26 protein-coding genes are annotated in these 21,950 nt (G+C 47.3%); 15 read left to right on the top strand and 11 right to left on the bottom strand.

What is annotated here, in order from left to right; all coding sequences use genetic code 11:
- The first annotated feature begins 3 nt into the window (after positions 1 to 3).
- On the top strand, positions 4 to 645 hold the full coding sequence (locus tag WB308_RS03085; RefSeq protein ID WP_424188881.1) for a 3-methyladenine DNA glycosylase: 642 nt from the start codon (positions 4 to 6) through the stop codon (positions 643 to 645).
- Positions 646 to 654: 9 nt separating this feature from the next.
- On the opposite strand, the gene WB308_RS03090 is transcribed toward WB308_RS03085, so the two are convergent.
- Entirely contained in the window at positions 655 to 1,491 is an 837-nt protein-coding gene (locus WB308_RS03090; protein ID WP_424188883.1) for a hypothetical protein, read from the bottom strand.
- A 38-nt stretch (positions 1,492 to 1,529) separates the two neighbouring features.
- On the bottom strand, positions 1,530 to 1,721 hold the full coding sequence (locus WB308_RS03095; protein WP_424188885.1) for a YwbE family protein: 192 nt from the start codon (positions 1,719 to 1,721) through the stop codon (positions 1,530 to 1,532).
- 85 nt (positions 1,722 to 1,806) lie between these two features.
- Here WB308_RS03095 and WB308_RS03100 point away from each other — a divergent pair, with 85 nt between their 5' ends.
- Positions 1,807 to 2,406: a hypothetical protein gene (locus WB308_RS03100; protein ID WP_424188887.1), complete on the top strand. Its 600-nt coding sequence runs from the start codon at positions 1,807 to 1,809 to the stop codon at positions 2,404 to 2,406.
- A gap of 60 nt (positions 2,407 to 2,466) precedes the next feature.
- On the opposite strand, the gene WB308_RS03105 is transcribed toward WB308_RS03100, so the two are convergent.
- From WB308_RS03105 to WB308_RS03135, 7 genes are all read right to left on the bottom strand, one after another.
- Positions 2,467 to 2,829: a cupin domain-containing protein gene (locus WB308_RS03105; protein WP_424188889.1), complete on the bottom strand. Its 363-nt coding sequence runs from the start codon at positions 2,827 to 2,829 to the stop codon at positions 2,467 to 2,469.
- Positions 2,830 to 2,894: 65 nt separating this feature from the next.
- Positions 2,895 to 3,080 carry a hypothetical protein gene (locus tag WB308_RS03110; protein WP_424188891.1) on the bottom strand — a complete coding sequence of 62 codons (186 nt, stop codon included), beginning with the start codon at positions 3,078 to 3,080 and terminating at the stop codon, positions 2,895 to 2,897.
- Between the two features lie 147 nt (positions 3,081 to 3,227).
- A complete protein-coding gene (locus WB308_RS03115; RefSeq protein WP_295051972.1) occupies positions 3,228 to 3,446 on the bottom strand; it encodes a cold-shock protein in 219 nt (72 codons plus the stop codon).
- A 200-nt stretch (positions 3,447 to 3,646) separates the two neighbouring features.
- Complete coding sequence (locus WB308_RS03120) at positions 3,647 to 5,290, bottom strand: DNA polymerase III subunit gamma/tau (RefSeq protein WP_424188893.1); 1,644 nt, start codon at positions 5,288 to 5,290, stop codon at positions 3,647 to 3,649.
- Positions 5,291 to 5,401: 111 nt separating this feature from the next.
- Positions 5,402 to 6,148 (bottom strand): glutamate racemase, encoded by a 747-nt coding sequence (gene murI, locus WB308_RS03125; protein WP_424188895.1) that lies wholly within the window; start codon positions 6,146 to 6,148, stop codon positions 5,402 to 5,404.
- 1 nt (position 6,149) lies between these two features.
- On the bottom strand, positions 6,150 to 7,475 hold the full coding sequence (gene rho / locus WB308_RS03130) for a transcription termination factor Rho (RefSeq protein WP_424188897.1): 1,326 nt from the start codon (positions 7,473 to 7,475) through the stop codon (positions 6,150 to 6,152).
- A 141-nt stretch (positions 7,476 to 7,616) separates the two neighbouring features.
- Entirely contained in the window at positions 7,617 to 8,075 is a 459-nt protein-coding gene (locus WB308_RS03135; protein ID WP_424188899.1) for a hypothetical protein, read from the bottom strand.
- A 112-nt stretch (positions 8,076 to 8,187) separates the two neighbouring features.
- Between WB308_RS03135 and WB308_RS03140 the strand changes: the two genes are divergently transcribed.
- Positions 8,188 to 8,994, top strand: coding sequence for a formylglycine-generating enzyme family protein (locus WB308_RS03140; RefSeq protein ID WP_424188901.1), 807 nt, complete (start codon positions 8,188 to 8,190; stop codon positions 8,992 to 8,994).
- On the opposite strand, the gene WB308_RS03145 is transcribed toward WB308_RS03140, so the two are convergent.
- Positions 8,972 to 9,385 carry a YchJ family protein gene (locus WB308_RS03145; protein ID WP_424188903.1) on the bottom strand — a complete coding sequence of 138 codons (414 nt, stop codon included), beginning with the start codon at positions 9,383 to 9,385 and terminating at the stop codon, positions 8,972 to 8,974. The two genes, WB308_RS03140 and WB308_RS03145, sit on opposite strands and share 23 nt — an antisense overlap.
- Before the next feature lie 61 nt (positions 9,386 to 9,446).
- On the opposite strand from WB308_RS03145, the gene WB308_RS03150 reads away from it, so the two are divergent.
- Complete coding sequence (locus WB308_RS03150) at positions 9,447 to 10,754, top strand: DNA recombination protein RmuC (RefSeq protein ID WP_424188905.1); 1,308 nt, start codon at positions 9,447 to 9,449, stop codon at positions 10,752 to 10,754.
- On the opposite strand, the gene WB308_RS03155 is transcribed toward WB308_RS03150, so the two are convergent.
- Positions 10,735 to 11,283 carry a CDP-alcohol phosphatidyltransferase family protein gene (locus WB308_RS03155; RefSeq protein ID WP_424188907.1) on the bottom strand — a complete coding sequence of 183 codons (549 nt, stop codon included), beginning with the start codon at positions 11,281 to 11,283 and terminating at the stop codon, positions 10,735 to 10,737. The two genes, WB308_RS03150 and WB308_RS03155, sit on opposite strands and share 20 nt — an antisense overlap.
- Before the next feature lie 186 nt (positions 11,284 to 11,469).
- On the opposite strand from WB308_RS03155, the gene WB308_RS03160 reads away from it, so the two are divergent.
- From WB308_RS03160 to WB308_RS03210, 11 genes are all read left to right on the top strand, one after another.
- Positions 11,470 to 12,669, top strand: a complete 1,200-nt coding sequence (locus tag WB308_RS03160) for an OprD family outer membrane porin (protein ID WP_424188909.1) — start codon at positions 11,470 to 11,472, stop codon at positions 12,667 to 12,669.
- A gap of 14 nt (positions 12,670 to 12,683) precedes the next feature.
- Complete coding sequence (locus tag WB308_RS03165; protein ID WP_424188911.1) at positions 12,684 to 12,929, top strand: FeoA family protein; 246 nt, start codon at positions 12,684 to 12,686, stop codon at positions 12,927 to 12,929.
- Complete coding sequence (gene feoB / locus WB308_RS03170; RefSeq protein WP_424188913.1) at positions 12,919 to 15,030, top strand: ferrous iron transport protein B; 2,112 nt, start codon at positions 12,919 to 12,921, stop codon at positions 15,028 to 15,030. Before WB308_RS03165 ends, feoB begins: the two co-directional genes overlap by 11 nt.
- Before the next feature lie 34 nt (positions 15,031 to 15,064).
- Positions 15,065 to 15,727 carry a response regulator transcription factor gene (locus WB308_RS03175; protein ID WP_424188915.1) on the top strand — a complete coding sequence of 221 codons (663 nt, stop codon included), beginning with the start codon at positions 15,065 to 15,067 and terminating at the stop codon, positions 15,725 to 15,727.
- Positions 15,728 to 15,866: 139 nt separating this feature from the next.
- Positions 15,867 to 17,174 carry an ArsS family sensor histidine kinase gene (locus WB308_RS03180; protein ID WP_424188917.1) on the top strand — a complete coding sequence of 436 codons (1,308 nt, stop codon included), beginning with the start codon at positions 15,867 to 15,869 and terminating at the stop codon, positions 17,172 to 17,174.
- Positions 17,171 to 17,938, top strand: a complete 768-nt coding sequence (surE, locus tag WB308_RS03185) for a 5'/3'-nucleotidase SurE (RefSeq protein WP_424188919.1) — start codon at positions 17,171 to 17,173, stop codon at positions 17,936 to 17,938. Before WB308_RS03180 ends, surE begins: the two co-directional genes overlap by 4 nt.
- Positions 17,935 to 18,576, top strand: coding sequence for a tRNA threonylcarbamoyladenosine dehydratase (locus tag WB308_RS03190; RefSeq protein WP_424188921.1), 642 nt, complete (start codon positions 17,935 to 17,937; stop codon positions 18,574 to 18,576). Before surE ends, WB308_RS03190 begins: the two co-directional genes overlap by 4 nt.
- A gap of 195 nt (positions 18,577 to 18,771) precedes the next feature.
- Positions 18,772 to 19,269 carry a transcription elongation factor GreA gene (gene greA / locus WB308_RS03195; protein ID WP_424188923.1) on the top strand — a complete coding sequence of 166 codons (498 nt, stop codon included), beginning with the start codon at positions 18,772 to 18,774 and terminating at the stop codon, positions 19,267 to 19,269.
- On the top strand, positions 19,256 to 20,269 hold the full coding sequence (gene argC, locus WB308_RS03200; protein ID WP_424188925.1) for an N-acetyl-gamma-glutamyl-phosphate reductase: 1,014 nt from the start codon (positions 19,256 to 19,258) through the stop codon (positions 20,267 to 20,269). The genes greA and argC overlap by 14 nt, the downstream gene beginning before the upstream one ends.
- Positions 20,259 to 21,014, top strand: a complete 756-nt coding sequence (locus WB308_RS03205; protein ID WP_424188927.1) for a UDP-2,3-diacylglucosamine diphosphatase — start codon at positions 20,259 to 20,261, stop codon at positions 21,012 to 21,014. Before argC ends, WB308_RS03205 begins: the two co-directional genes overlap by 11 nt.
- Positions 20,998 to 21,942, top strand: a complete 945-nt coding sequence (locus tag WB308_RS03210) for a chemotaxis protein (RefSeq protein WP_424188929.1) — start codon at positions 20,998 to 21,000, stop codon at positions 21,940 to 21,942. The genes WB308_RS03205 and WB308_RS03210 overlap by 17 nt, the downstream gene beginning before the upstream one ends.
- Positions 21,943 to 21,950 lie beyond the last annotated feature (8 nt).

The raw sequence follows: 21,950 nt of genomic DNA on the forward strand, positions 1-21,950 counted from the left end.
TAGGTGGAGTTGCAGGATTCGTGGGAGCTTTTCAGCGCACTTGAAAAACTCAAACTTTTAGAGAATTGTCCGCCGTTATGGTGGCCCTCCTACGGGACGTTTGAAGTCGTCGTAGGGGCGGTGCTGACCCAAAACACCCAATGGAACCGCGTCGAAATCTCTCTTGAAAACCTCCGAAGCCGCGAACTGCTTGACCCCTCCATCCTCTCCCAATGCCACCATGAGAGCCTGATGGAACTGATCCGCCCCAGCGGATTATTCAAGGCCAAAGCATCCAATCTCATCCGATTGTCCCATAACTTGATCGAGGAGTTCGGCGATTTCGAGACCTTTGCCCTCTCGGTCGACCGCGAATGGCTGTTGTCCCAAAAGGGGATCGGTCCCGAGACGGCGGACAGCATCCTCTGCTACGCCTGCGCCCGTCCTTCTATGGTCGTCGATGCCTATACGGCACGGCTTCTGGGTGCGTTCGGATATGAGTTCGAGAATTACGACGAGCTGCAGGAATGGTGCGAAGCGGGGGTACGCGGCTATTTCGATACCGCATCGCTTCCCGCCGCGTTCGCGCGGTTTCACGGGATGATCGTGGAGTATGTGAAGAGGAATAGTAAAGGAAAAATAGTAAAAATTGAATTATTATACTGAGCAAGGTAATTAAAGTTTACGTAAATTCAACGGTTGTAAAAGTTTCTCAATCATTTTGTCTGTTTCATCACAAACTTGTAGTTGTTGATCTATTGCTTTGATGTAGTGTCTGACTTTTCGCATTGCTTTTTCATTAGATGGCTGTATATATTTCATGATTTTTTCCTTTAATGAGTATAGGCTTTTACGGATATTATCATTTGATTTTTTTTCTTTTTCAGGATCAAATTTGCTAATTATAAAAGAGTGTGATAATCGTTTAAATGGAAATAGAGCAGTTGTTTCTTCTTCAGTCTTAACCATGCGAGAAAACATTTTTTGCACACATTCATCTGTAGATGTCATAATATATTGAGATACAAGAGGATCAATTTCGACAAAAGGAGTTCCTCTCTCATCCGCTTCCATTTTAAAAGCGCATACACCAGATTCTTTTTCATAAGCTTTTTGATAGCCAGTCCCGACTATTTGATTATTCTGATGATATATAGACCCTTTTGTAATATATCCTCGGCACAGTATCCCTTCTCTTAAGAGTCCCATTACTGCTACCCAACAGTGATTGATTAAGCTAATGGCTCCAGCAGGAGATATTTCACTTGTTACAATAACACAATCAGAGATTTGAGTTATTTTAAAATTAAGGTTTTGTTGATTAAATGTACTTTGTGGACATATAGCTGAACCATATATTGTAAGTCTCATTTCATCTTCTATTGTTCCTAATTTTGAAAGACTTTCCATTAGTTCAGATAAAGTTCTACCAGTTCTATTTTCTGCGGATTCAACCATATCTTTAAAACCTAGAACATCAATAAAAGCAATAAATTTTTCTTCAAACTGCATGTATGCCTTTCTAATGATTATCAACCCATAGGTTAATTTTAAAACACCTCTTTGACCCGTCCCACTTCCCCGCTCATCAGGCGCACTTTGATGCCGTGCGGATGATTCGGCGATTTGGTGAGGATATCCCGTACGATCCCCTCGGTCAGTTTCCCTGTTCTCTGATCCTCTTTGAGGACGATGCTCACCCGTTTGCCCGACATAATGTTTTTGCGTTCTCTGCCGTCCATCATCTATCCTTTGTCTTAGTGGTGCAATGATAGCGGATAGAATCGCTTTTGCATACCCTGCATGAGAACATGCCAAAGGGGAAGTATGACGATTGACGTCAATTTATGCCGTGTTGACGAGGATTTTTTCGATAATCTGGATGATATTATGGAAGAGACGATGGTACAGATGTTTATCCTCCATCCAAAGACTCCCTCAGAGATCGCTGAGGCCCAAAAGATCGCGGGCGAATACGGGAGCATCTTTTACTCATCGCCGCTGCACATGAGCGACCACGCCGATGAAAACTGCGTTGCTTTCTCGATCGTGAACCATGAAGACAGTGCACTGCTTCCGGCATCCGGAAAACCTGTCGTGATTGACGAATCACATTTGAATGAGGAGGTTGAGGCATCGTTGGGCGGATGCCGTGGGATTATCCTCAATGCGACACGCGAATATGATAATTTGCCCAACTTTTACCTCGCGATGGGAAGAGGGAATGTCGGAGCGTTTGATAAAGAGGTGCTGGCACAGATGAGTATGGACAAAATCGTCCTCCAAAGCACCTATCCGGATCATGGATTCGAAGCGATATCGGATGCGGTAAAAGTGATATCGGATGCGATGTTTAGGCCGGAGCAAAGCATTATCGCACGGGCAACCAAAAGTTCGCTCGAACTGTTTGGATTCCGGAAAAGCTGAGAAAATGATTCGTGAGGCAGACGGCGTTGTTCGGGTAATCCGCGGTACCAATGCCTTAATTTAGCACGCCAACACTTCGATAACGTCTTCCGCTTTCGGCACAAGACACAAAAAGCTGTAGGTCTCATCTCCGAGGGTCTCATAACTGTGGGGCACCCCCGCAGGGATCAGTAAAATATCTCCCGCTCCCGCTTCAATCGTTTTATCTCCGATCACGACACGCGCACGGCCGCTGAGGACATACTGCTCGTGTTCTACCGTGTTGGTATGCAGAGGCATATGTCCGCCTGCATCGATCGTAAAGTTGCGCATTGCAAAATGGGGGGATTCATCCGGTGAGAGGAGCATTTTCATGGCTACCCCTTTTCCCGCTTTTTGGGGAGCTGCTTCGATAGTATCGATTTGTTTGTGAAGAAACATCATAACCTCGTATTTGTAAATACGTTAGGTTAACATAGAAAAAATATAGTGGAGTTAAAGTGTTGAACTCAATCGCGAAGATTGAGCCATGAGGGAGGATTATCGAAACTGAGTTCGCTTTCGTGCCAATCCGTTTTTTCGCTATTGCGGGCGTGAAGTTGACCGCCGATAAGAGTGTATTGCAACCCTGTGACATTACTGGTAAGTTTTTTACCCTCTTTTAATGCGCTTAGAACGGCTTCTTTGCTTTCCATAGAGTATTCCTTTTAAATCGGCTCGGAAAAACACCTGCTAGTGTCTTAGTAAAATGATTTTGGAAGAATCTTCCGCATAAATTCGGAAAGCTTTAGAGGATGTAATATCCATTAGAATTGGGCAGAAGAATCTGCCCGGGGAGAGAGTTACAGTGCTGTAACGTTTTCTGCTTGTGGACCTTTGTCACCTTGACCTACTGTGTAAGTCACTTTTTGACCTTCGTCAAGAGAAACACGGCCATAACCAGTGCTGTTGATTTGACGAAAGTGTACGAATACATCTTTTCCGCCGTTATCTTGTTGGATAAATCCAAAACCTTTTTCGCTGTTGAACCATTTAACAGTTCCGTTTAGTACTTCTGCCATAATAAACCCTTTGTGTTGTATATACACTCCGTTTCCGAAGTGGTCGAAAATATAAAGTGGAGTATTCTTATGGTAGATCGTACTGTTAACTAAAGGTCTTCAATAAAAAGCAAACCAAAGATGAAACTCTAAATCATCTTTCAATAGAGAAATTATAGCTGAAAAAAAACTTAATAGCAAGCTTTTATCTAAAGTTTCTCTTAAACCTTAGATTGTACGGTAATTTTGGTCGCTTCGAAAAGTTCAGCGGCTTTTTGGATCATCGGCTCTTTCAGCACATCACTGCCGTCAAACTCTTTGACACTGCTCTCATCGCATTGGCTGACGCAGCTTCCGACGCCGATTTCGGCATCTTCGACCATTGAAGCGGGTTCAGGGAAATTCTCCTCCGGCTGTTGCTGGACCCTCGGAGTTTCTGCTTCGGGAGCTGGAGGAGGGAGGGGCGGTTCTTCGGCAGATTTGGTACACCCTTGCGATTTTATTTGAGTTTCAATCCCGTAAATTTCCCGGACAAACTGCCGGATGATTCCGAAACTGTTTTTGAGGAGTTCTTTATCCTCCCCTTCGGCACAGCTCTCCCAGGTAAGGGTACCGTTCTCAAAAGAGAGAAACGTTACGTTGTTTTTAAAACACCCCCCCAACTCACCATTTCGGTCGCTGATCCGTTCACACAACTGCTCGAACGGGGATTTCTGTGCCGGAGGAGTCGGGGTGACATGGATCGTTGGGCTCTCGCTTACCGTTACCGCGGCAGCGGCCTTAGCCGGAGTAGGGGAGATACGTGATTCAAGCGATTCGATCATTTCATCGATCTCTTTGATTTTGAGCGCTTCGATCATTTTAAAGAGGACGAGGCTTACAACAAATCCGCCGTCGGCGTTGATCGCAAAAAGGGTTTTGGCATCGCTGAGAATTCGGAAAAACCGTTCGATGATCAGCGGGCTGAACCGGTGATCCCCCTCATACAGCCGCTCTTTGAGATAGGCAATCAGTTCATCCACGACCATCTCGGACTCATAGGCCTCGAGTTCTTGGAGCATGTGGGTCAGAGACGCTCGGTCTTTCGCAAAAATCGCGTCAAAAAGACGGCTGATATAATCAGGATCAAGCAGTCCCAGCATATCGGCGACGGTTTTGACATCCAGAAACCCTTTGGAATAGATGATTGCCTGATCCATAAGGGTCAGAGTGTCACGAAGGCTTCCTGAACCGCTGCGAGCTAAAATATCGAGTGCTTCGGCTTGGTACTCGATATTCTCCAGATGAAGGATGTGGCTCAGATGGTGGACAATATTGGGGTGGCTGATCCGTTTAAACCGAAAATGCTGGGTACGGCTTAAAATGGTCGGCGGAAGTTTCAGCGGATCGGTCGTCGCGAGGATGAATTTGACGTATTCGGGCGGCTCTTCGAGGGTTTTAAGGAGGGCATTGTGCGCCTCTTTGGTGAGCATGTGCACTTCGTCGATGATGAAGATTTTAACTTTCGCACTGGCGGGGCGGTATTTGGTGTGTTCGATCAAATCGCGGATATCGTCGATCTTGCGGCTGGAAGCGGCGTCCATTTCGATGATGTCGATATGACGTCCTTCATTCGCCATGACACAATGGCTGCACACATCACACGGGGCAGAGGTGGGACCGTTTTCACAAATCAGCGATTTGGCAAAAATTCGTGCGGTAGAGGTTTTACCCGAACCGCGGAGTCCGGAAAAGAGGTAGGCATGAGAGAGCCGTTTGGAATCCAGAGCGAGGGAAAGAGTCTGGGAGATACTCTCCTGTCCGATGAGCTCTTCAAAACGTCGGGGACGGTATTTTAACGCTAAGACTTCGGAATTATGAGCCATGCTGTCTCCTTTTTTCGGGGATGGATCCCCGGGTCAAGCCCGAGGATGACGATGCCGTCATTCCCACGAAGGCGGGCATTGTGCCCCCTGCGGGTAAATCCAGCTTTAAATTTATAATGATAACCAATCTTTGGCGACACGGCGGAGCCCTTCGGGATTTTCGGAGGCAAAAAATTTGAGACTGGTGTTTTCAAAACGTTTCGTAAAATCGTAGTGACTTTCCAGATATTCGACAATCGCTTCACCCGAGTGGATGAGAGAACTTTTTCCTTCGAAATAGGTATCAATCGCTCGTGCGACGAGGGGGAAGTGGGTACATCCGAGGATAATCGCATCGGGCGTTTTCTCTAAGTTGCCGAAATAGTAGCGAAGGGCGCTTTGGAGTACTTCCCCTTCATACAGCCCCTCTTCGACGATAGGGACGAGAAGGGAGGTCGCGATAGCACTGAGATGGTTATATCCCAGTTCGTGAAGTCCTTTTTCATAGGCTCCCGATTTGACGGTTGCTTTGGTTCCCAGAATGAGGATGTTCGCATCCGTATCGGGAATCGCATTTTTAAGTGCCAGTACTCCCGGATCGACGACGCCGATAACGTCGCAATCGCTCTGTTCTCGCATCTCATCGAGAGCATAAGCACTGACGGTATTGCACGCGGTGATGAGGAGATCGATTTCAAAGTTTTTGAAAAATTCGAGGGCTTCAAGGGAGTAGCGGATGATGGTATTTTGATCTTTGACCCCGTAAGGGACACGGGCGGTATCGCCGAAGTAGATGATCTCTTCGAAGAGTTTGTGCTCCAATAGCGACTTGACGACGCTTAAGCCTCCGACACCGCTATCAAAGACGCCGACTCTCATCTTATTTGCTTGACTCGTTCATGCTGTCAAGAAATTCGATATTGGACTTGCTTTTGAGCATCGTGTTGTAGAGGAAGCGGAGCGCTTCGACTTCGTCTTCTTGCTTATGCAGCATCGAGCGAAGGACAAATACTTTTTGCAATACTTCCGGTCCGAGGAGAAGTTCCTCTTTTCGGGTTCCCGATTTGAGGATATCGATGGCCGGGAAGATACGGCGATCGGAGATTTTACGGCTGAGGACAATCTCGGAGTTACCGGTCCCTTTGAACTCTTCGAAAATGACTTCATCCATACGGCTTCCCGTTTCGACGAGGGCGGTGGCGATGATCGTCAAACTCCCGCCGTTTTCGATGTTACGTGCCGCACCGAAGAACCGTTTCGGTTTGTGCAAGGCATTCGCATCCACCCCACCCGAGAGAACTTTTCCCGAACTCGGTGTTACGGTATTGTACGCACGAGCAAGTCGGGTGATTGAGTCGAGGAGGATCACGACGTCTTTGCCCAGCTCGACGCGGCGTTTTGCCCGCTCGATGACCATTTCGGCCACTTTGACGTGGTTTTTTGCCGGTTCGTCGAAGGTTGAACTGTAGACTTCCCCTTTGACGGAGCGCTCCATATCGGTTACCTCTTCAGGGCGTTCGTCAACCAAAAGAACCATCAACTCGATTTCAGGATGGTTGTTGGTGATACCGTGGGCGATCTCTTTCATCAGCTCCGTTTTACCCGATCTTGGCGGTGCAACGATGAGTCCGCGCTGTCCTTTACCGATAGGGGCGAAAAGATCCATCATCCGGCCGGTGAGTTTGGTCGGCTGGTATTCGAGTTTGATTTGCTCTAACGCGTAAAGGGGCGTGAGGTTTTCAAAGAGGGGACGTTTTTTGGACTCTTCGGGTGGGAGGTAGTTGATCGCTTCGACTTTGAGAAGGGCGTAGTAGCGCTCCTGATCTTTCGGTGCTCGTACTTGACCCGTAACGATATCCCCGTTACGAAGGGCGAAGCGGCGGATCTGGGTGCTGGAGACGTAGGCGTCGTGCATGGAATCGCTGAAGCTTTGGTCGACGGCACGTAGAAAGCCGTAGCCGTCTTGCATGATCTCCAAAATACCGGTAAAGAGGATGAATCCCCCCTGCTGAACCTGTGTTTTCAGGATTTCAAAAATCAAATCCTGGCGTTTGAGTTCGTTCGGATCTTCAATGTTTAATGACGCGGCAATCTCGAGGAGATCTTCGAGTTTTTTGGTACGGAGTGCTTCGATTGTAAAGCCGTCAACCGGGATGTGGGTACGGTTTTTCGAGTTGTTTCGAGGAGTTTTTGCGGTATCGCTCATGCGTAGAATGCCTTAAAGTGTGTGGATTTAATCGGCGAGTTTTAGGTGAGATGTCATTGACAGGTCATTGTTTTGTTCCGACATTATAAACTATAGCGAAGCAGGTTGTCAAGAAAAGCGATTTTTATCGGCGGGGGTGCATTAATAAAATTTGAGATTGAGTTTGAGGGCGACCATACTCCCTTGCGTCATCAAGTCGAGTATGAAATAGGGATGGCGGTAATAAAGCATCGGCAAAAATGCAATCCCGCTGTTCTCTTTGCCCTCGGTACATTCGACGGATTGCAAACCCTCGAAACAATATCCCTTCTGATATCCGACGACTCCATAAATACCGAAAGGCCCGACAACATCATACCGGTACCCCAAAGCAACAATGTCGGTCGTTTTGTAACGTGAGTTGATAAAGTGCAGATATGCGAGGGTATAGCGTTGATCGAGAACCGCTTCCGCGCCGAAGGCATCATGGTTTTCGTTATAACGCTCACCCTCTTCATACGTACCGAAATGATGCGATACCATCCCTAGGGTTGCGTACAAATCAATCTCTTTCCCTTCAATCGAGGAAAGGAGCAAGAGGAAAACGAGAAAGAATTTCATGCGGTAGATTTTATCTGAAAAATTGGAAAAAATTCGGTATTTTTGAAGATGTGAACACTTTTTGCTATGTAGTGTGCAATTGTATCCATAAACATATTTCAAAAGGTTCAGCTTGCTCGATTTTTTTAAAAAGAAAACCGAAGAAACTCCTGTAGCCAAGGTGGCGGTAGAAACTCCCAGAGATTTTACCAATTCGATTGGCATGGAGTTTCTTTATATCGACGGCGGAGAGTTTACGATGGGTCGTAATCCGCAGTATAATGAAGGGGGAGACGTCGAATCACCCGCGCATACCGTTAAAATCGGAGGATTTTGGATCGCTAAATACCCTGTAACACAAGAGCAATATTTCAAACTGACTCGTGTCAATCCTTCGTATTTTAAAAACGATAAGGTAGAAGAGGAGAGTTCACGCCGCCATCCGGTTGAACAGGTAAGCTGGTTTGATGCCAAAGCCTATGTCGAACTCCACAACCGCTATGAGGGAAAAACGCGCTTTTATGCTCTCCCGACCGAAGCACAATGGGAATATGTTACCAAAGCAGGGGGGAATACCCGATTCACCTTCGGGGATTCCGAAGCAATGCTCGATGATTACGCCATTTATGAGTACAGTTCCAACGGACGGACGGCAGTTGTGGAGAGTAAAGCCCCCAACCGGTTGGGTATTTATGGATTGCTGGGGAATGTATGGGAGTGGTGTGAGGACGATTTTTTTGCCAACTACAGCCATGCCCCCACCGACGGAAGTCCTCGCATCGGCGGAGCCGAGGGGGAATCGTTTAAAGTCCGGCGGGGGGGAAGCTATAAAACGGGTTATCTTTGTTTGCGCAGTGCGTTCCGAGGATATTCACGCCCTGATTTTGCTTCGAACGATATCGGATTTCGCCTCGTCATTAACGGGGATCCGCTGAAGTAAAGTCTCCACTTTCATAAAGCCATTTCCCGTTTACTTTTAAAAAGCGGCTTTTTTCACATAACAGGCCGCTGTCCAAAGTCGCTTCAAACGTGACAAACGCTTCCTCTTCTCCGTCGTTAAACGCACGAATTTTTAATCCTAAAAACTGAGTATTTTGAGAGAAATTCAAAATACTTTTTCTCCAACTCTCTTTATCCTTTGTGGAATCGGAATTGTCCGGATGGGTACTCTCCATAATGTACTCTGCCAAGGCAAGGGCAAAAGCGCTGTAGCGCGAACGCATAAGTTTGAGGGCATTGGAGGGGAGGATCCCTTTATGGTATGGCTGGCAGCATTTTTTGTATTTTTCGCCGCTGTGACAGGGGCAGGGGGCATTGGGTGATATTTTCATGCCGTATCTTACAAAATGACATCTTTTTAACCTCTTAGCCGAGCTAAGCTATAATGACATTATGATCTATGAACTTATTACTTTAATCAGCATTAGCGCTGCCGGCGCATTGGCATGGCAATACGGCCGTATACGTCAGGAAAGTGCCTTATGGCAATCCCAAGCCGTTCAGTTTCAAGAAGCACTGAACCAAGAACACGCGTTGCGCGTCGAACTGCAAACGAAAAGCGAGGCACTTCGGAGCGAGTATCATACGTTGGAACGTGATTACGCAGTGCTTCATACGCGACACGAAGAGGCGGCGCGTGCTTATGAGGAGAAGCTTAGACTCCTCGATGAGGCCAAAGAGCAGATGAAAGTCCAGTTTGAACAGCTTGCGGCTCAGATTTTTGAACAAAAAAGCAAAACCTTTGATGAAGCGCATACGAAAGGGCTTGATCTCCTTCTCAAACCGTTTCGCGAACAAATTTCCCAGTTTGCAATGCAGAGCAAGGAACAGTTTATCCACGATGCGAAAGAGCGGCAAAGTATCAAAGATGAGATACTCCGCCTCAAAACCCTCAATGAGCGGCTCAGCCAGGATGCCATCAACCTCACCCAAGCGCTAAAAGGGGAGAATAAAACCCAAGGAAACTGGGGAGAGATTGTGTTGGAACGGATTTTGGAAGAATCCGGTTTGCGTGGGGGGCATGAGTACGACATCCAAAGTACCCTCAGCGACGAAGAGGGAAAAAAATTCCGTCCCGACGTCATCGTCCATCTGCCGCAGAACAAAGACATCATAATCGATTCGAAAGTTTCTCTCGTCGCGTACGATGCCTTTATCCGTGCCGAAAATGACGAAGAACGCTCCCATGCCCTCAAGCAGCATCTCCTCTCCATCCATGCCCATATCAAAGGGTTGAGCAGTAAACGCTACGAACAGCTCAGCGGAGTGCGGACTCTCGATTTCGTGCTGCTGTTTATGCCGATCGAGGGGGCGTTTCTTCTCGCTCTGGAGCAGGACAATACCTTTTTCAAAACGGCGTACGAGCAAAACATCGTCGTCGTATCGCCTTCGACGCTCCTCGTGACCCTTCGCACCATTGAGCACATCTGGCGAAGCGAGTATCAAGAACGCAATGCAAAAGCGATCGCCGAATCGGCCGAAGCACTTTATGAAAAACTTGTGGCGTTTGTCGAGGATATGGAGAAAATCGGCGATCAGCTGAGTAAAACCCAAAAAAGTTATGAGGGGGCGATGAACAAACTCTCTACCGGAAGAGGAAACCTGATCCGCCGTGCGGAGGGGATGCGAAAACTGGGATTAAAGCCGAAAAAAGGGCTGCCTCCGTCGTTGACCGAGGGGATTATGGATGAGGAATTTTAACTTTTGAGTTAAGCAAGGCACCGATCAGAAGCATCAGCGCCAAAACACCTATCCAGCTGATAAAAGGGGCGGATAGATAGGTAAGCCAGAGTAAAATAGCGCCTAAGGGTGTAGGAACACCTGTAAAATATTTTGCCACCTCTCCCGCATCGGCGTTGATGTTAAATTGGATCAGCCGACGAAGCCCGCTAATGACGTAATAAATCGATCCCACAGCCGCCGCAATCAGCGAGGCTCCTTCCAACTGCGAATAGATCGCCTGAAAAATTAAAAATGTCGGTACCAATACAAACGAAAGAAAATCGGCAAAGGAGTCGAGTTGAATTCCAAATTCATTCGAGAGGGCGTATTTGCGGGCAATTTTTCCATCAAAGATATCAAAGGCTCCGCCGATCCATGCCAAGACAATCGCATAAACGAAATTATGCTGGGTAATGAAATAGGTAGCGAGTAAACCGGCGGTAATATTAACCATCGTAAAAAGATTCGCGAGATTGAAATGACTCGTAGATCGCCATAAAAATTGCATGTATGCTCCATCTGTCTAAGAACTAGTATAGTTTTGACATTATAACGAAATTAAAAATAGGGTATCTAATAATGAAAAGAATTATCAATATTAAGCTTTATCTAAGAGAGCTCACATTAAGATTCCTATTAAATAATAATCGATATCAAAATAAAAATCATCTCCGGGTTTTTAAAAGAGGAATACATGAAAAAAAGTGTTGCACTGAGTTTGTCCGTTTACGCTGTGTTGAGTGCAAATGAAATGGATGTAGCCTTTGCGGCAGGAAAAACGGGCGGGAATATCCGTACGGTGTACGTGAATCAAAACAATGCATCGGCAATCGATACCGATACGACAGCCATCGGCGGAATTTTGAAATATGAAACGGCGGCAGGGAAGGATCTTAAACTGGGGATCGGTGCGTATGTCTCACAAAAAATTGGTTTTGCGAGCGGCAGAGGCGATCACCTCAATTACGATCTTCTCAGTGTTGAGAACGGCTCATTCGCCTATATCGGAGAAGCCTATATGGATTACACGGCCTCTGACGTTACTCTGCGTGTAGGGCGTCAGTCAATAGACACACCGTTTGCCGATACGGATGATATCCGTATGGTTCCAAACAGCTTTGAAGCAGGGATGGCAATATACAGCGGTATCGAGAAGACAACGCTGGTCGGGGGATATATAAAACGGTGGGCAGGGTACGATTCGGGGGATGACATCTCTGCCTTCAAAAAACTGGATGCCGATTATGAGACGGGTGCCACAGGGGAAAGTAAGGGGGCTTTTGTTTTGGGTATGATGAATGAGAGTATCGAAAATTTGGCGTTGCAAGGGTGGTTTTATAGCGTCGATCAGGTAGCGGATCTGTATTATGCCGATGGAACCTATGTCATCCCTTTTTCTGAAAGGGCGGAGCTGGAAGTGAGCGCGCAATACGCCCGGTTCGATGAGAAAGCCGACAGCGGAATCGATGGAAACGTCTATGGCGTGAGTGCGCGCTTCAATGCCGGAGCGGTGAGCGTCGGGGCTGCGTACAATCGCGGAAACAATGGTGAGGGGAAAGCGACGACGAACGGATTCGGCGGCGGACCCTATATGACCTCGATGGAAGAGATGACGATAGAGGGGATGAATGATACGAAAGCCTATCAATTGAATGCGCAGATGGATATGGGGGCTGCTGGGATTGAAGGGGGAACCATAAGTGTATTGTTCGGTGATTTTAAAAGTACCCCTTCGGAGTTGAGAGTCAAAGAGGTTGATGTGATCGCAACCTATGCACTGGGTGAAGCGACCCGTGCGGATATCAGTTACGCCATGATCGATGATAGAAACAACAATGGCAGTGCGGATACCGGATACAATCGTTTCTTAGCACGTCTGAGTTATAATTTTTAAATAGGAAGATGAGAATGGAAAGGATTACAATGACGCTTCTCAGCGCCTGCAGCCGCGGGGGGATTGCTACTGTGGTAAAAATTAACGCTACCGGACCGCTTAAACAGCGTCTGATTTCATTTGGATTGATGAAAGGGGCAGAGGTGAAAATGCTCGAATGTTCACCCGCCAAAAGCACCTTTGAGATTAAAATCGGCAACGTCAGTATCGCTCTGCGCCGTGAAGAGGCCGAACTGATCGAGGTATCTGATGTCCGCTAAACCCATCACTGTAGCTCTCGTAGGGCAGCCCAACGTCGGTAAAAGTATGCTGATCAATGCGATCGGCAATGCGCGGCTCCATGTCGGGAATTTCACGGGTGTGACGGTTGAAAAAACGATCGTCACATTCGAACATAAAGGATATGAGTTCAGCGTCGTGGATCTTCCCGGTACGTATGCGTTCACCGACTACTCGATTGAAGAGCGGGTCACGCACGACTTTCTTTGCAATGAATCGTATGATCTTATCATCAACGTTCTCGATTCCACCAATATGGAGAAAAATCTTCAGCTCACCGCCGAACTGATGACCATGAGTAAAAAAATGGTCATTGCCCTCAATATGTCGGATGAGGCGGATCGTGAGGGGATTGAGATTAACGCTCCGTATTTAACCCAATTGATGGGTATCCCGTGTGTTCGCGTTTCAGCGGCGGCTAAAACGGGTTTGGAAGAGCTGATGGAATCGGTGATCAAAGTCCATGAAGCTCCCTATCAGGAACAAAAGCTGATTTTTAGCGAATCGGTCGAAGAGGAAATCGAGGCGATCACCGAGTATCTCAACCGTCATAAATTCAAAGCGTTGATCTCCAACCGCAATATTGCGATCAACTTGCTGCAAAAAGAGAAAAAGACCTATCGCGTCTTGCATGACAACCCGATCTGGACGGAATTGCAGCCGATGCTGATTGAAGCGGATCGGCATATTCTCCTCCATCATGATACCGACGACATGAAAGAGGCGTTTGCCGAAGAGTACCTCTCCTACAACCGGGGAATCATCGCCGAGGCGGTGAAGGTTAAACCAAAAGCGCCTGAGAAAAAAACGACAACGGAGAAGATTGACAGCGTGCTGATCCACCCCGTGTTCGGAATACCGATTTTCCTCTTTTTTATGTGGGGATTGTTTCAGCTCACTTTTGAGATCGGTTCCATTCCGATGGATTGGATTGATGCGTTTTTTATCTGGTTCGGCGAGGTGGTCGGATCAACGATCGGGAATGATGAAATCCGTTCTCTTATTGTGGATGGTGTGATTGCGGGGGTGGGAGCCGTTGTCCTCTTTGTCCCCAATATCGTTATTTTGTTTGTGGGGATTGCGCTCCTTGAAGCGACGGGGTATATGTCGCGGGTCGCGTTTTTGCTGGATGGTTTTTTCCACAAGTTCGGTCTTCACGGACAGTCGTTTATTCCCCTTGTAACGGGATTCGGGTGTTCCATTCCGGCGTATATGTCCGCACGCATCCTTAAAAATGACCGTGACCGGCTGCTCACTCTTTTCGTCATCGGTTTTATGAGCTGCGGGGCGAGATTGCCGGTTTATGTCCTTTTTACGGGAGCTTTTTTCGGTCCCGAAATGGCGGGGAACGTTTTGTTCGGAATTTATATCCTGGGGGCGATGATCGGTTTGGTGGCGGCAAAGGTACTGAAAATGACCGCCTTTAAAGGCTCCGATGAGCCGTTTGTCATGGAAATGCCCAAATACCGGCTCCCTTCGGTGAAGCTTATTTGGCATACGGTGCTGACCAAAACAATGATGTATTTGAAAAAAGCGGGGACATTCATCGCCGCCGCGTCGATGCTCGTATGGTTTTTGAGCGCGTATCCCAAAGACGCTTCACTAAATGCCGTGTATGCGGCGAAAATTGAGGTTGCCGCATCCAAAGAAGAGAGGGTAGTCCTGGAAAACAGACTCGCTGAAGAGCAGCTTTCTCAAAGTTTTCTCGGGCGCATCGGTCATGTTATTGAGCCGGTATTCGAACCGCTGGGATTTGACTGGAAAATGGCGGTGGCGTTGCAGACGGGTCTGGCTGCTAAAGAGGTTGTTGTTTCGACGCTAGGGGTATTGTATTCACTGGGAAGCGATGCAACCGCAGAGGACAAGACGCTGATGGAGGCCATCAGTTCCCAAATTCCGTTGGCTTCGGCGATGGCCTTTATCGTGGTGATTATGACTTATCTGCCGTGTTTGGCGGCTTCGGTTGTCTTTACCCGTGAAGCGGGGGGGATCAAATATTTCGGGTATCTATTCCTCTTTACGACGATAGTCGCCTATACGCTGGCATTTGTCGCGTATCATTTGACATTGTGGCTGAGTTAGGGATTGTTTACCCACACTTCGTTACAATACTACTATGAGTAAAATATTAATGATAGAAGACGATCTCGAGCTTGCCGAGATCCTCACCGAATTTTTAGAACAGTACGATTTCCAGGTCACGACGGAAGATGATCCGTTCAAAGCGCTGAGCATTCTCAAACTTGAAAAATTTGATGCGGTAATTTTGGATTTGACATTGCCGGGAATGGATGGATTGGAGGTGTGCGAGGCGATCCGTGCACGTCAAAACATCCCCATCATTATCTCCTCGGCCCGCTCCGACGTCACCGATAAGATCAATGCTCTGGAATTGGGTGCCGATGATTATCTTCCAAAACCGTATGATCCCAGAGAACTTGAAGCCCGTATCCATTCGGTATTGCGCCGGTATGATGCGGCTTCCGAACTCGCTTCCGAGAGTGCGTGCGATTTTAAACTCAATGAATCCGCAATGCAGATCAGTTATAAAAATCGCCCCTTAGAACTCACGAATGCCGAGTATGGGATTTTGGCGCATATGATTAAAAAACAGGGGATGGTCGTATCGCGTGAGGATTTGATTCACAATGTAAGCGCGATCAACGAAGATTCCTCCAATAAAAGTATTGATGTCATGATGGGCCGCATCCGTAACAAACTCGGTGATAAAGCCCTTATCGAATCGATTCGCGGTATCGGCTACAAGCTGTTAAAATGAGAGTTGTTTTCTGCCCGATTAGGGCTAGCCGTTTTACTTGTTTTGTCCTCGCTGATGCTGCGGAATTCCGCTTCGCTTCATGTGCCATAGCGGCTAGCGTAGAGCAAGGGATTTTATTCCTTGCGCGTTCAAAATAAATATGATCAAAAATAATGCCGTTTTAGCCACCGTTGCCTTCGCCCTCGTCGTTACGGTAACGAGTGTGAGCTATACCTTTTACCAGCTTTATGAAACCAATCGTGCGAAACATATCGACAATATTTTTTCCAAGCACTCTTTGATCAGTCAAATCTACCATACGTATTTAATCAAACAGATATCGCCGCCAATGTTTGAGGCAAATCTGGCTTTGTACGATCTCAACGAAATTATGGAAGAGGAAGCGTACGAAACCATCATTCGTGAGGGGAAAATTCTTAAAACCGACGGTACGACGGACCCGTATAGCTCTCCTTCCGATTTTTCTGAGTTTCCCCGTATCCCTTTGGACTCGCATCCGATCATCACATCGATGATCGAATATCGGGGAAAAATTTTCTTTTGGGTCGAGTCTTCCCGTCACAGCGTATTGCTGGAAGATCAAAGCAGCCAAGCCTATAGCGGTGTCAACCTCCTTTCAGCCTATGGGACGATTATGACAATCTTGATCGTATCGTTTGCGTTGATCATTTATCGTTTACGCCCTTTGCGCCGTTTGAGAAAACAAATTGCCCGTTTCGGAGAAGGGGACATGGGGGTCCGTTTTCGCATTGCAGGATCGGATGAAATTGCGTTGATCGCGAATGAACTGGATACGACCCAAAATAAAATCCGCTCCCTTATCGAATCGCGGACCCTCTTTTTACGCAATATTATGCATGAGCTTAAAACCCCGATTGCCAAAGGGCGTATTGCGGCGACAATGCTCAGTGATGAAAAACAGCAGGTCCGATTTGAGGGGATTTTTGAACGCCTGGAATCGCTGATCGGTGAATTCGCCCTTATCGAAGAGATTACGTCGGGAAACCAGCATCTGGAGAAAAAAGAGTATCGTCTTGTGGATATCATCGACGGTGCCGTTGATTCGGCGATGGTTGATTATGACTCGGTGGTCTGTGATGTCGATACCTCCATCAAAATGGAGGTCGATTACCGCCTCTTTGTGACGGCGGTAAAAAACTTGATCGATAACGCGATTAAATACTCCCCCGACAAAAAAATGGAGATAACGGTAAAAGGAAAGGAAATTTTCTTTATCAACTCCGGTGAACCGCTCAAAAAACCGCTTAGCTACTACATCGAACCCTTTACCAAAGATCATCCGACGAAAGACAGCTTCGGATTAGGGCTCTACATTGTCGATGCAATTTTAAAAGAGCATAATTATGTGTTGGCGTATGAACGCCGAGGGAACCGCAACTGCTTTATCCTTGTCCCCGTAAAACCCTCCAAAAGGAACCATAAATGAAAAAAATCCTCATCAGTAACGACGACGGATACGAATCGCCGGGGCTTTTGGCTCTGATCGAGGCGCTGGAAGGGCTTGCTCAGATTACCGTAGTCGCCCCATCGACCGAGAAATCGGCATGCGGCCATTCGCTGACGCTGACACGGCCGCTTAGTTTTATCAGTGTCGGAGACGATTTTTATAAATTGGACGATGGTACCCCGAGCGATTGTATCTATCTCGCCTTGCATTCGCTTTTCGAAGATTCCAAACCCGATCTCGTCATCAGCGGCATTAACAAAGGGTCGAATATGGGGGAGGATATCACCTACTCCGGTACCGCGGCGGCGGCAATGGAAGGGGTGCTGCAGGGGGTCCCTTCCATCGCGATCTCCCAAGTCATGGATTTTACCGAACCGATGGGCGATTTTGCTCTGGCTAAAAGTGCGATCCGGGCACTGGTTACCAAAATTTTCGACGGAGAATTTCCTTTGAATCATCGTGAGTTTTTAAACGTTAATATTCCGTACGGGGTGGAGGAGTTGCAATGGTGCGTTACGTATGCCGGATACCGTTATTATGCCAATGATGCCCATTTGCATCGCAATCCGCGAGGGATGGAATATTATTGGCTCGGGCTTCACCCTTTGGAGTTTAAGGCGAGAGAACATGGGGCGGGGCTATGTGATTTTGAAGCAATTGCGCAGGGGATGGTCTCGATTACCCCGGTACATCTGGATATGAGTGCCTACCACTCGATGAAAAAACTGCAGGAGTGGCTGTGAGACATACCCGCACCCGACTGGTATTCGGAGAAGCTGCTCATGAAAAACTCCAAAATGCAAAATTGTTGCTCCTTGGTGTCGGCGGAGTCGGGAGTTTCTGTCTCGATTGCCTTTACCGTTCCGGGGTACGTGATATTACGATCGTCGATTTTGACCGCTATGACCTGACCAACCAAAACCGCCAAATGCATTCGGAGATGCACGAAGGGGAGTTGAAAGTCGAAGCACTCAAAATGCATTATCCTGAAGTGATCGCCATTGCGGAGAAAATCACCCCCGAATGGGTCGAAGCATTTGATTTCGAGCCGTATGATCTGATCCTCGATGCGATTGACGATATGCGTGCCAAACTCGCCTTGATCCAAAAATGCTATCCCAAACTTATCTCCTCCGTCGGTTCTGCCAAACGGCTTGACCCGACGAAAATCGAAGTACGCTCCATTTGGAAGACCGAAGGTGACCCTTTTGCCTCCAAAATCCGCAATGAACTGCGTAAACGAAAGTTCAAAGGCGATTTTAGCTGTATCTGCAGTTCCGAACTCCCCCGCATCAAAGAAAAAGGGAGTTTTGTCGCCGTAACGGGAGGCTTTGGACTCGCAATGTGCTCGTTAGCATTGCGGAGAATAAGTTCTCAATAATTGACTTCTTCAAACTTAATTTTCTCCCGTATCTGAAAGACACGGGTAGCGTTTCAGGAAACATCCCTATGGGAGCGCTTTGCTTGTTTTGGGGGTTGCAAGGGACATTTGTCCCTGCCACTTTGCGGGCTTTGCCCGAAAAGTGCGTAATATAAAGTGGTATAATGTCTTACTATTATTTTTTCGGAGCACACTGTGGAACAAAAAGAACCGATGACCAAATACGGGTTTCAGCGATTATCCGATGAGCTGAATACCCTTAAAAATGTTGATTTACCGGCGGTAAATGTCGAGATTGACCGTGCCAAAGAGTACGGTGATCTAAAAGAGAACTCCGAATATCATGCCGCGCGTGAAAAACAAGCCTTTATCGGTACCCGTATCGCAGAACTTGGAGATGTGATCTCACGTGCGCAGATCGTTGATCCTAGCGAGCTTGAACACGCCCGCGTCAGTTTTGGTTCGACGGTAGTGTTGTGTGATCTTGCTACCGATGAGGAAGTGACGTATACGATCGTCGGCGGATGTGAGAGTAATCCCGAGCAAGGGTTGATCTCTTTTAACTCGCCTCTGGCCAAACAGCTTCTGGGACGTGAAGAGGGGGACGAGCTCAACGCCAAGCTCCCTGGAGGAACAAAAAACTTCGAAGTATTGGAAGTCAAATATCAGGAGATTGTGTTTGAATCGCATTAATGTCGGTATCATCGGAGTCAGCGGTTATACGGGTGCTGAACTCGTTAAGATGCTTATTTCCCATCCGATTTTCAATCTCGTCTATTGCGCCAACACCGAAGGTTCGACTACCGTTGCAGAGCTTCACCCTGCGCTCATGGGCGTATGCTCTTTAGCGGTTGAGAAAGTCGATATGGAGCGTGCAGCCCAATCGTGCGAATTGGTCTTTTTGGCACTTCCGCACAAAACGGCGATGCAGACGGCAAAAGGGCTGTTGGATAGAGGAATCAGAGTCGTCGATCTCTCCGCCGACTACCGTTTGAATCAGGAAAATTACGAAGCATTTTATTGTGAGCATGAGGATTTGGATAATCTCTCGCATGCGGTTTATTCGATTCCGGAACTCCATGGTAGTGTGGCACACGGGGCAAAACTCATCGCCAATCCCGGGTGTCATGTCACCGCATCGTTGATGGCATTGGCTCCGTTTCTGGATCAGATCGATTTAACCCATCCGATTTTTATCGATTCGAAAACGGGTGTTTCGGGTGCGGGGAAATCGCCTTCATCTACCGTTCATTATGTCAATGTCAATGATAACATCAACTGCTATAGCATTATCAAGCATCGTCATGCTACCGAGATCGAACAGCACGCATCGGTTTTATGCGGGAATAAGGTAGAGGTAACTTTCGTCCCCTCCCTCGTTCCGATGACACGGGGAATGCTGGCCTGTGTCTATGCAACGTTGAAAACGGATTGCGATCCCCTCTCGTCGATGGAAACGTTTTATCAAAACAAACCGTTTGTCCGTGTCCGTAACGCACCCCCTCATACTAAAATGACCTCGGGGACCAATTTTGCCGATGTGTATGCTGCCCGTCACGGGAATGCTTTGGTGGCGATGTGTGCGATCGACAATCTGATGCGCGGCGCGAGTTCGCAGGCATTGGCCAATGCCAATATCATGATGGGGCTGGACGAAACCCTCGGTATTCCCAAAATAGCCTATGTCCCCTAAAAGACTTCAAACGGGTGCGATTTTAATCGCGGACGCCCATTGCGCCCCGTGGCGTACCCCCTTTATCGACTTTCTTCATGCGATTGAATCGGGTGAAATTAAAACGCCTCAACTCATATTGATGGGGGATGTGTTTGATATGCTTTATGGCCCCATACCCAGTACATATGGCTATAACACCGAAGGGCTTGACCTTCTAAACCGTCTTTCTGCACATCTGGAAATTATCTATTTAGAGGGAAATCACGATTTTTTGATCGCTGAACTGTTGCCTCGTGTTGACGTTATCCGACGTGAGCATCAGCCTTTTCTGATGACGCATGAGGGGAAAAATATTGCCCTTTCGCATGGCGACAGTGCTATGGGATGGGGATATGAATGGTATACGGCACTGATTCGTAACCGAAGTGTATTGGCCTTTCTTCGCACTATCGATACTCTTGGAGGCGGTTTTATCGTCTCATGGCTGGAAGGGCAGATGAAGCAAAAAAATCATTGCCGCCCTATCCACCATTTTGAAAAGCTGATCGAAGAGAGGTTGTGTGCGCTCAAACTGGATTTTGCCGATGTTGTGATTGAGGGGCATTTTCACCAAAATCGGGCGTTTATGCTGAACGGTTTGCAGTACATCAATCTCGGCGCTTTTGCTTGCAATGAAAGATACTTTACTGTACAATCAACCCAAAATCAGCCGTTATTGCACGATGCAGTTTTTCGTAAGGAGCCCCATGAAGGGACAAGGTAACGTTTTAAAAATCGGCACAAACGAGATGGAACTGGTCGATTTCCGTATTTTCAAACGCGAAGGCGATGAGATCTATGAAGGGATATATGGAGTCAATGTCGCAAAAGTTCGCGAGATTATCCAGTTTCCTAAATTAACGGAATTGCCGGGAACCCCTCCGTTTATCGAGGGGATTTTCGATTTGCGCGGTGTCGTCATCCCGGTGGTGAATCTGGCCAAATGGATGGGGATAGATGCTCCCGAGGAGATGGCGAGAGAGTCGCGGGTGATCATTACCGAATTTAACAATATTGTCATCGGCTTTGTCGTTCATGAAGCCAAACGGATCCGCCGCATTAACTGGAAAGACATTGAACCGGCCTCTTTTGTATCTTCCCAAGGGGGATTAGACGGTTCTAAAATAACCGGAGTAACCCGTATCGAAGATGAGGCGGTTCTTTTGATCCTGGATTTGGAAGGGGTTGTCCAAGAGCTTGGTCTCTATCAACCTTCAAGAGGTAAGCTGGAAGAGGGCAAATATCGTTTTAGCGGACATGTTTTACTGCTTGATGATAGTGCTACGGCCCGACGTATTATCAAAGAAGCGTTGGAACAGATGGGCTTTAATGTGATTGAAGCAACGGACGGACAGCAAGGGCTTCGCATTTTGGAAGATCTCTATAATGCATACGGCGCTCAGCTATCGTCTGAACTTCGTCTGATTGTATCCGATATCGAGATGCCGTTGATGGACGGATTCCATTTTGCGGCGAACGTCAAATCGGATGAACGCTTTAAGATGATTCCGATTGTCTTTAACTCTTCCATCAGTGATCATTTCAGTGAAATACGTGGAAAAGATGCGGGCGGAGAGGCCTATTTGGTCAAATTTGATTCGAATTTATTTTACGATGAAGTAGCGCGTGTCGTACGCGCTCATATTCAATAGGGGTTAGG

Origin of the sequence: Sulfuricurvum sp., from assembly GCF_049587615.1 — a bacterium.
Lineage (GTDB): Bacteria > Campylobacterota > Campylobacteria > Campylobacterales > Sulfurimonadaceae > Sulfuricurvum.

What these genes read in the sequence shown, in the direction of transcription:
- WB308_RS03090 (WP_424188883.1), bottom strand. Translation starts at nt 1,491, where the DNA reads ATGCAGTTTGAAGAAAAATTTATTGCTTTTATTGATGTTCTAGGTTTT.
- WB308_RS03095 (WP_424188885.1), bottom strand. Translation starts at nt 1,721, where the DNA reads ATGGACGGCAGAGAACGCAAAAACATTATGTCGGGCAAACGGGTGAGC.
- WB308_RS03100 (WP_424188887.1), top strand. Translation starts at nt 1,807, where the DNA reads ATGACGATTGACGTCAATTTATGCCGTGTTGACGAGGATTTTTTCGAT.
- WB308_RS03105 (WP_424188889.1), bottom strand. Translation starts at nt 2,829, where the DNA reads ATGATGTTTCTTCACAAACAAATCGATACTATCGAAGCAGCTCCCCAA.
- WB308_RS03110 (WP_424188891.1), bottom strand. Translation starts at nt 3,080, where the DNA reads ATGGAAAGCAAAGAAGCCGTTCTAAGCGCATTAAAAGAGGGTAAAAAA.
- WB308_RS03115 (WP_295051972.1), bottom strand. Translation starts at nt 3,446, where the DNA reads ATGGCAGAAGTACTAAACGGAACTGTTAAATGGTTCAACAGCGAAAAA.
- WB308_RS03120 (WP_424188893.1), bottom strand. Translation starts at nt 5,290, where the DNA reads ATGGCTCATAATTCCGAAGTCTTAGCGTTAAAATACCGTCCCCGACGT.
- murI (WP_424188895.1), bottom strand. Translation starts at nt 6,148, where the DNA reads ATGAGAGTCGGCGTCTTTGATAGCGGTGTCGGAGGCTTAAGCGTCGTC.
- rho (WP_424188897.1), bottom strand. Translation starts at nt 7,475, where the DNA reads ATGAGCGATACCGCAAAAACTCCTCGAAACAACTCGAAAAACCGTACC.
- WB308_RS03135 (WP_424188899.1), bottom strand. Translation starts at nt 8,075, where the DNA reads ATGAAATTCTTTCTCGTTTTCCTCTTGCTCCTTTCCTCGATTGAAGGG.
- WB308_RS03145 (WP_424188903.1), bottom strand. Translation starts at nt 9,385, where the DNA reads ATGAAAATATCACCCAATGCCCCCTGCCCCTGTCACAGCGGCGAAAAA.
- WB308_RS03150 (WP_424188905.1), top strand. Translation starts at nt 9,447, where the DNA reads ATGATCTATGAACTTATTACTTTAATCAGCATTAGCGCTGCCGGCGCA.
- WB308_RS03155 (WP_424188907.1), bottom strand. Translation starts at nt 11,283, where the DNA reads ATGCAATTTTTATGGCGATCTACGAGTCATTTCAATCTCGCGAATCTT.
- WB308_RS03160 (WP_424188909.1), top strand. Translation starts at nt 11,470, where the DNA reads ATGAAAAAAAGTGTTGCACTGAGTTTGTCCGTTTACGCTGTGTTGAGT.
- WB308_RS03165 (WP_424188911.1), top strand. Translation starts at nt 12,684, where the DNA reads ATGGAAAGGATTACAATGACGCTTCTCAGCGCCTGCAGCCGCGGGGGG.
- feoB (WP_424188913.1), top strand. Translation starts at nt 12,919, where the DNA reads ATGTCCGCTAAACCCATCACTGTAGCTCTCGTAGGGCAGCCCAACGTC.
- WB308_RS03175 (WP_424188915.1), top strand. Translation starts at nt 15,065, where the DNA reads ATGAGTAAAATATTAATGATAGAAGACGATCTCGAGCTTGCCGAGATC.
- WB308_RS03180 (WP_424188917.1), top strand. Translation starts at nt 15,867, where the DNA reads ATGATCAAAAATAATGCCGTTTTAGCCACCGTTGCCTTCGCCCTCGTC.
- surE (WP_424188919.1), top strand. Translation starts at nt 17,171, where the DNA reads ATGAAAAAAATCCTCATCAGTAACGACGACGGATACGAATCGCCGGGG.
- WB308_RS03205 (WP_424188927.1), top strand. Translation starts at nt 20,259, where the DNA reads ATGTCCCCTAAAAGACTTCAAACGGGTGCGATTTTAATCGCGGACGCC.
- WB308_RS03210 (WP_424188929.1), top strand. Translation starts at nt 20,998, where the DNA reads ATGAAGGGACAAGGTAACGTTTTAAAAATCGGCACAAACGAGATGGAA.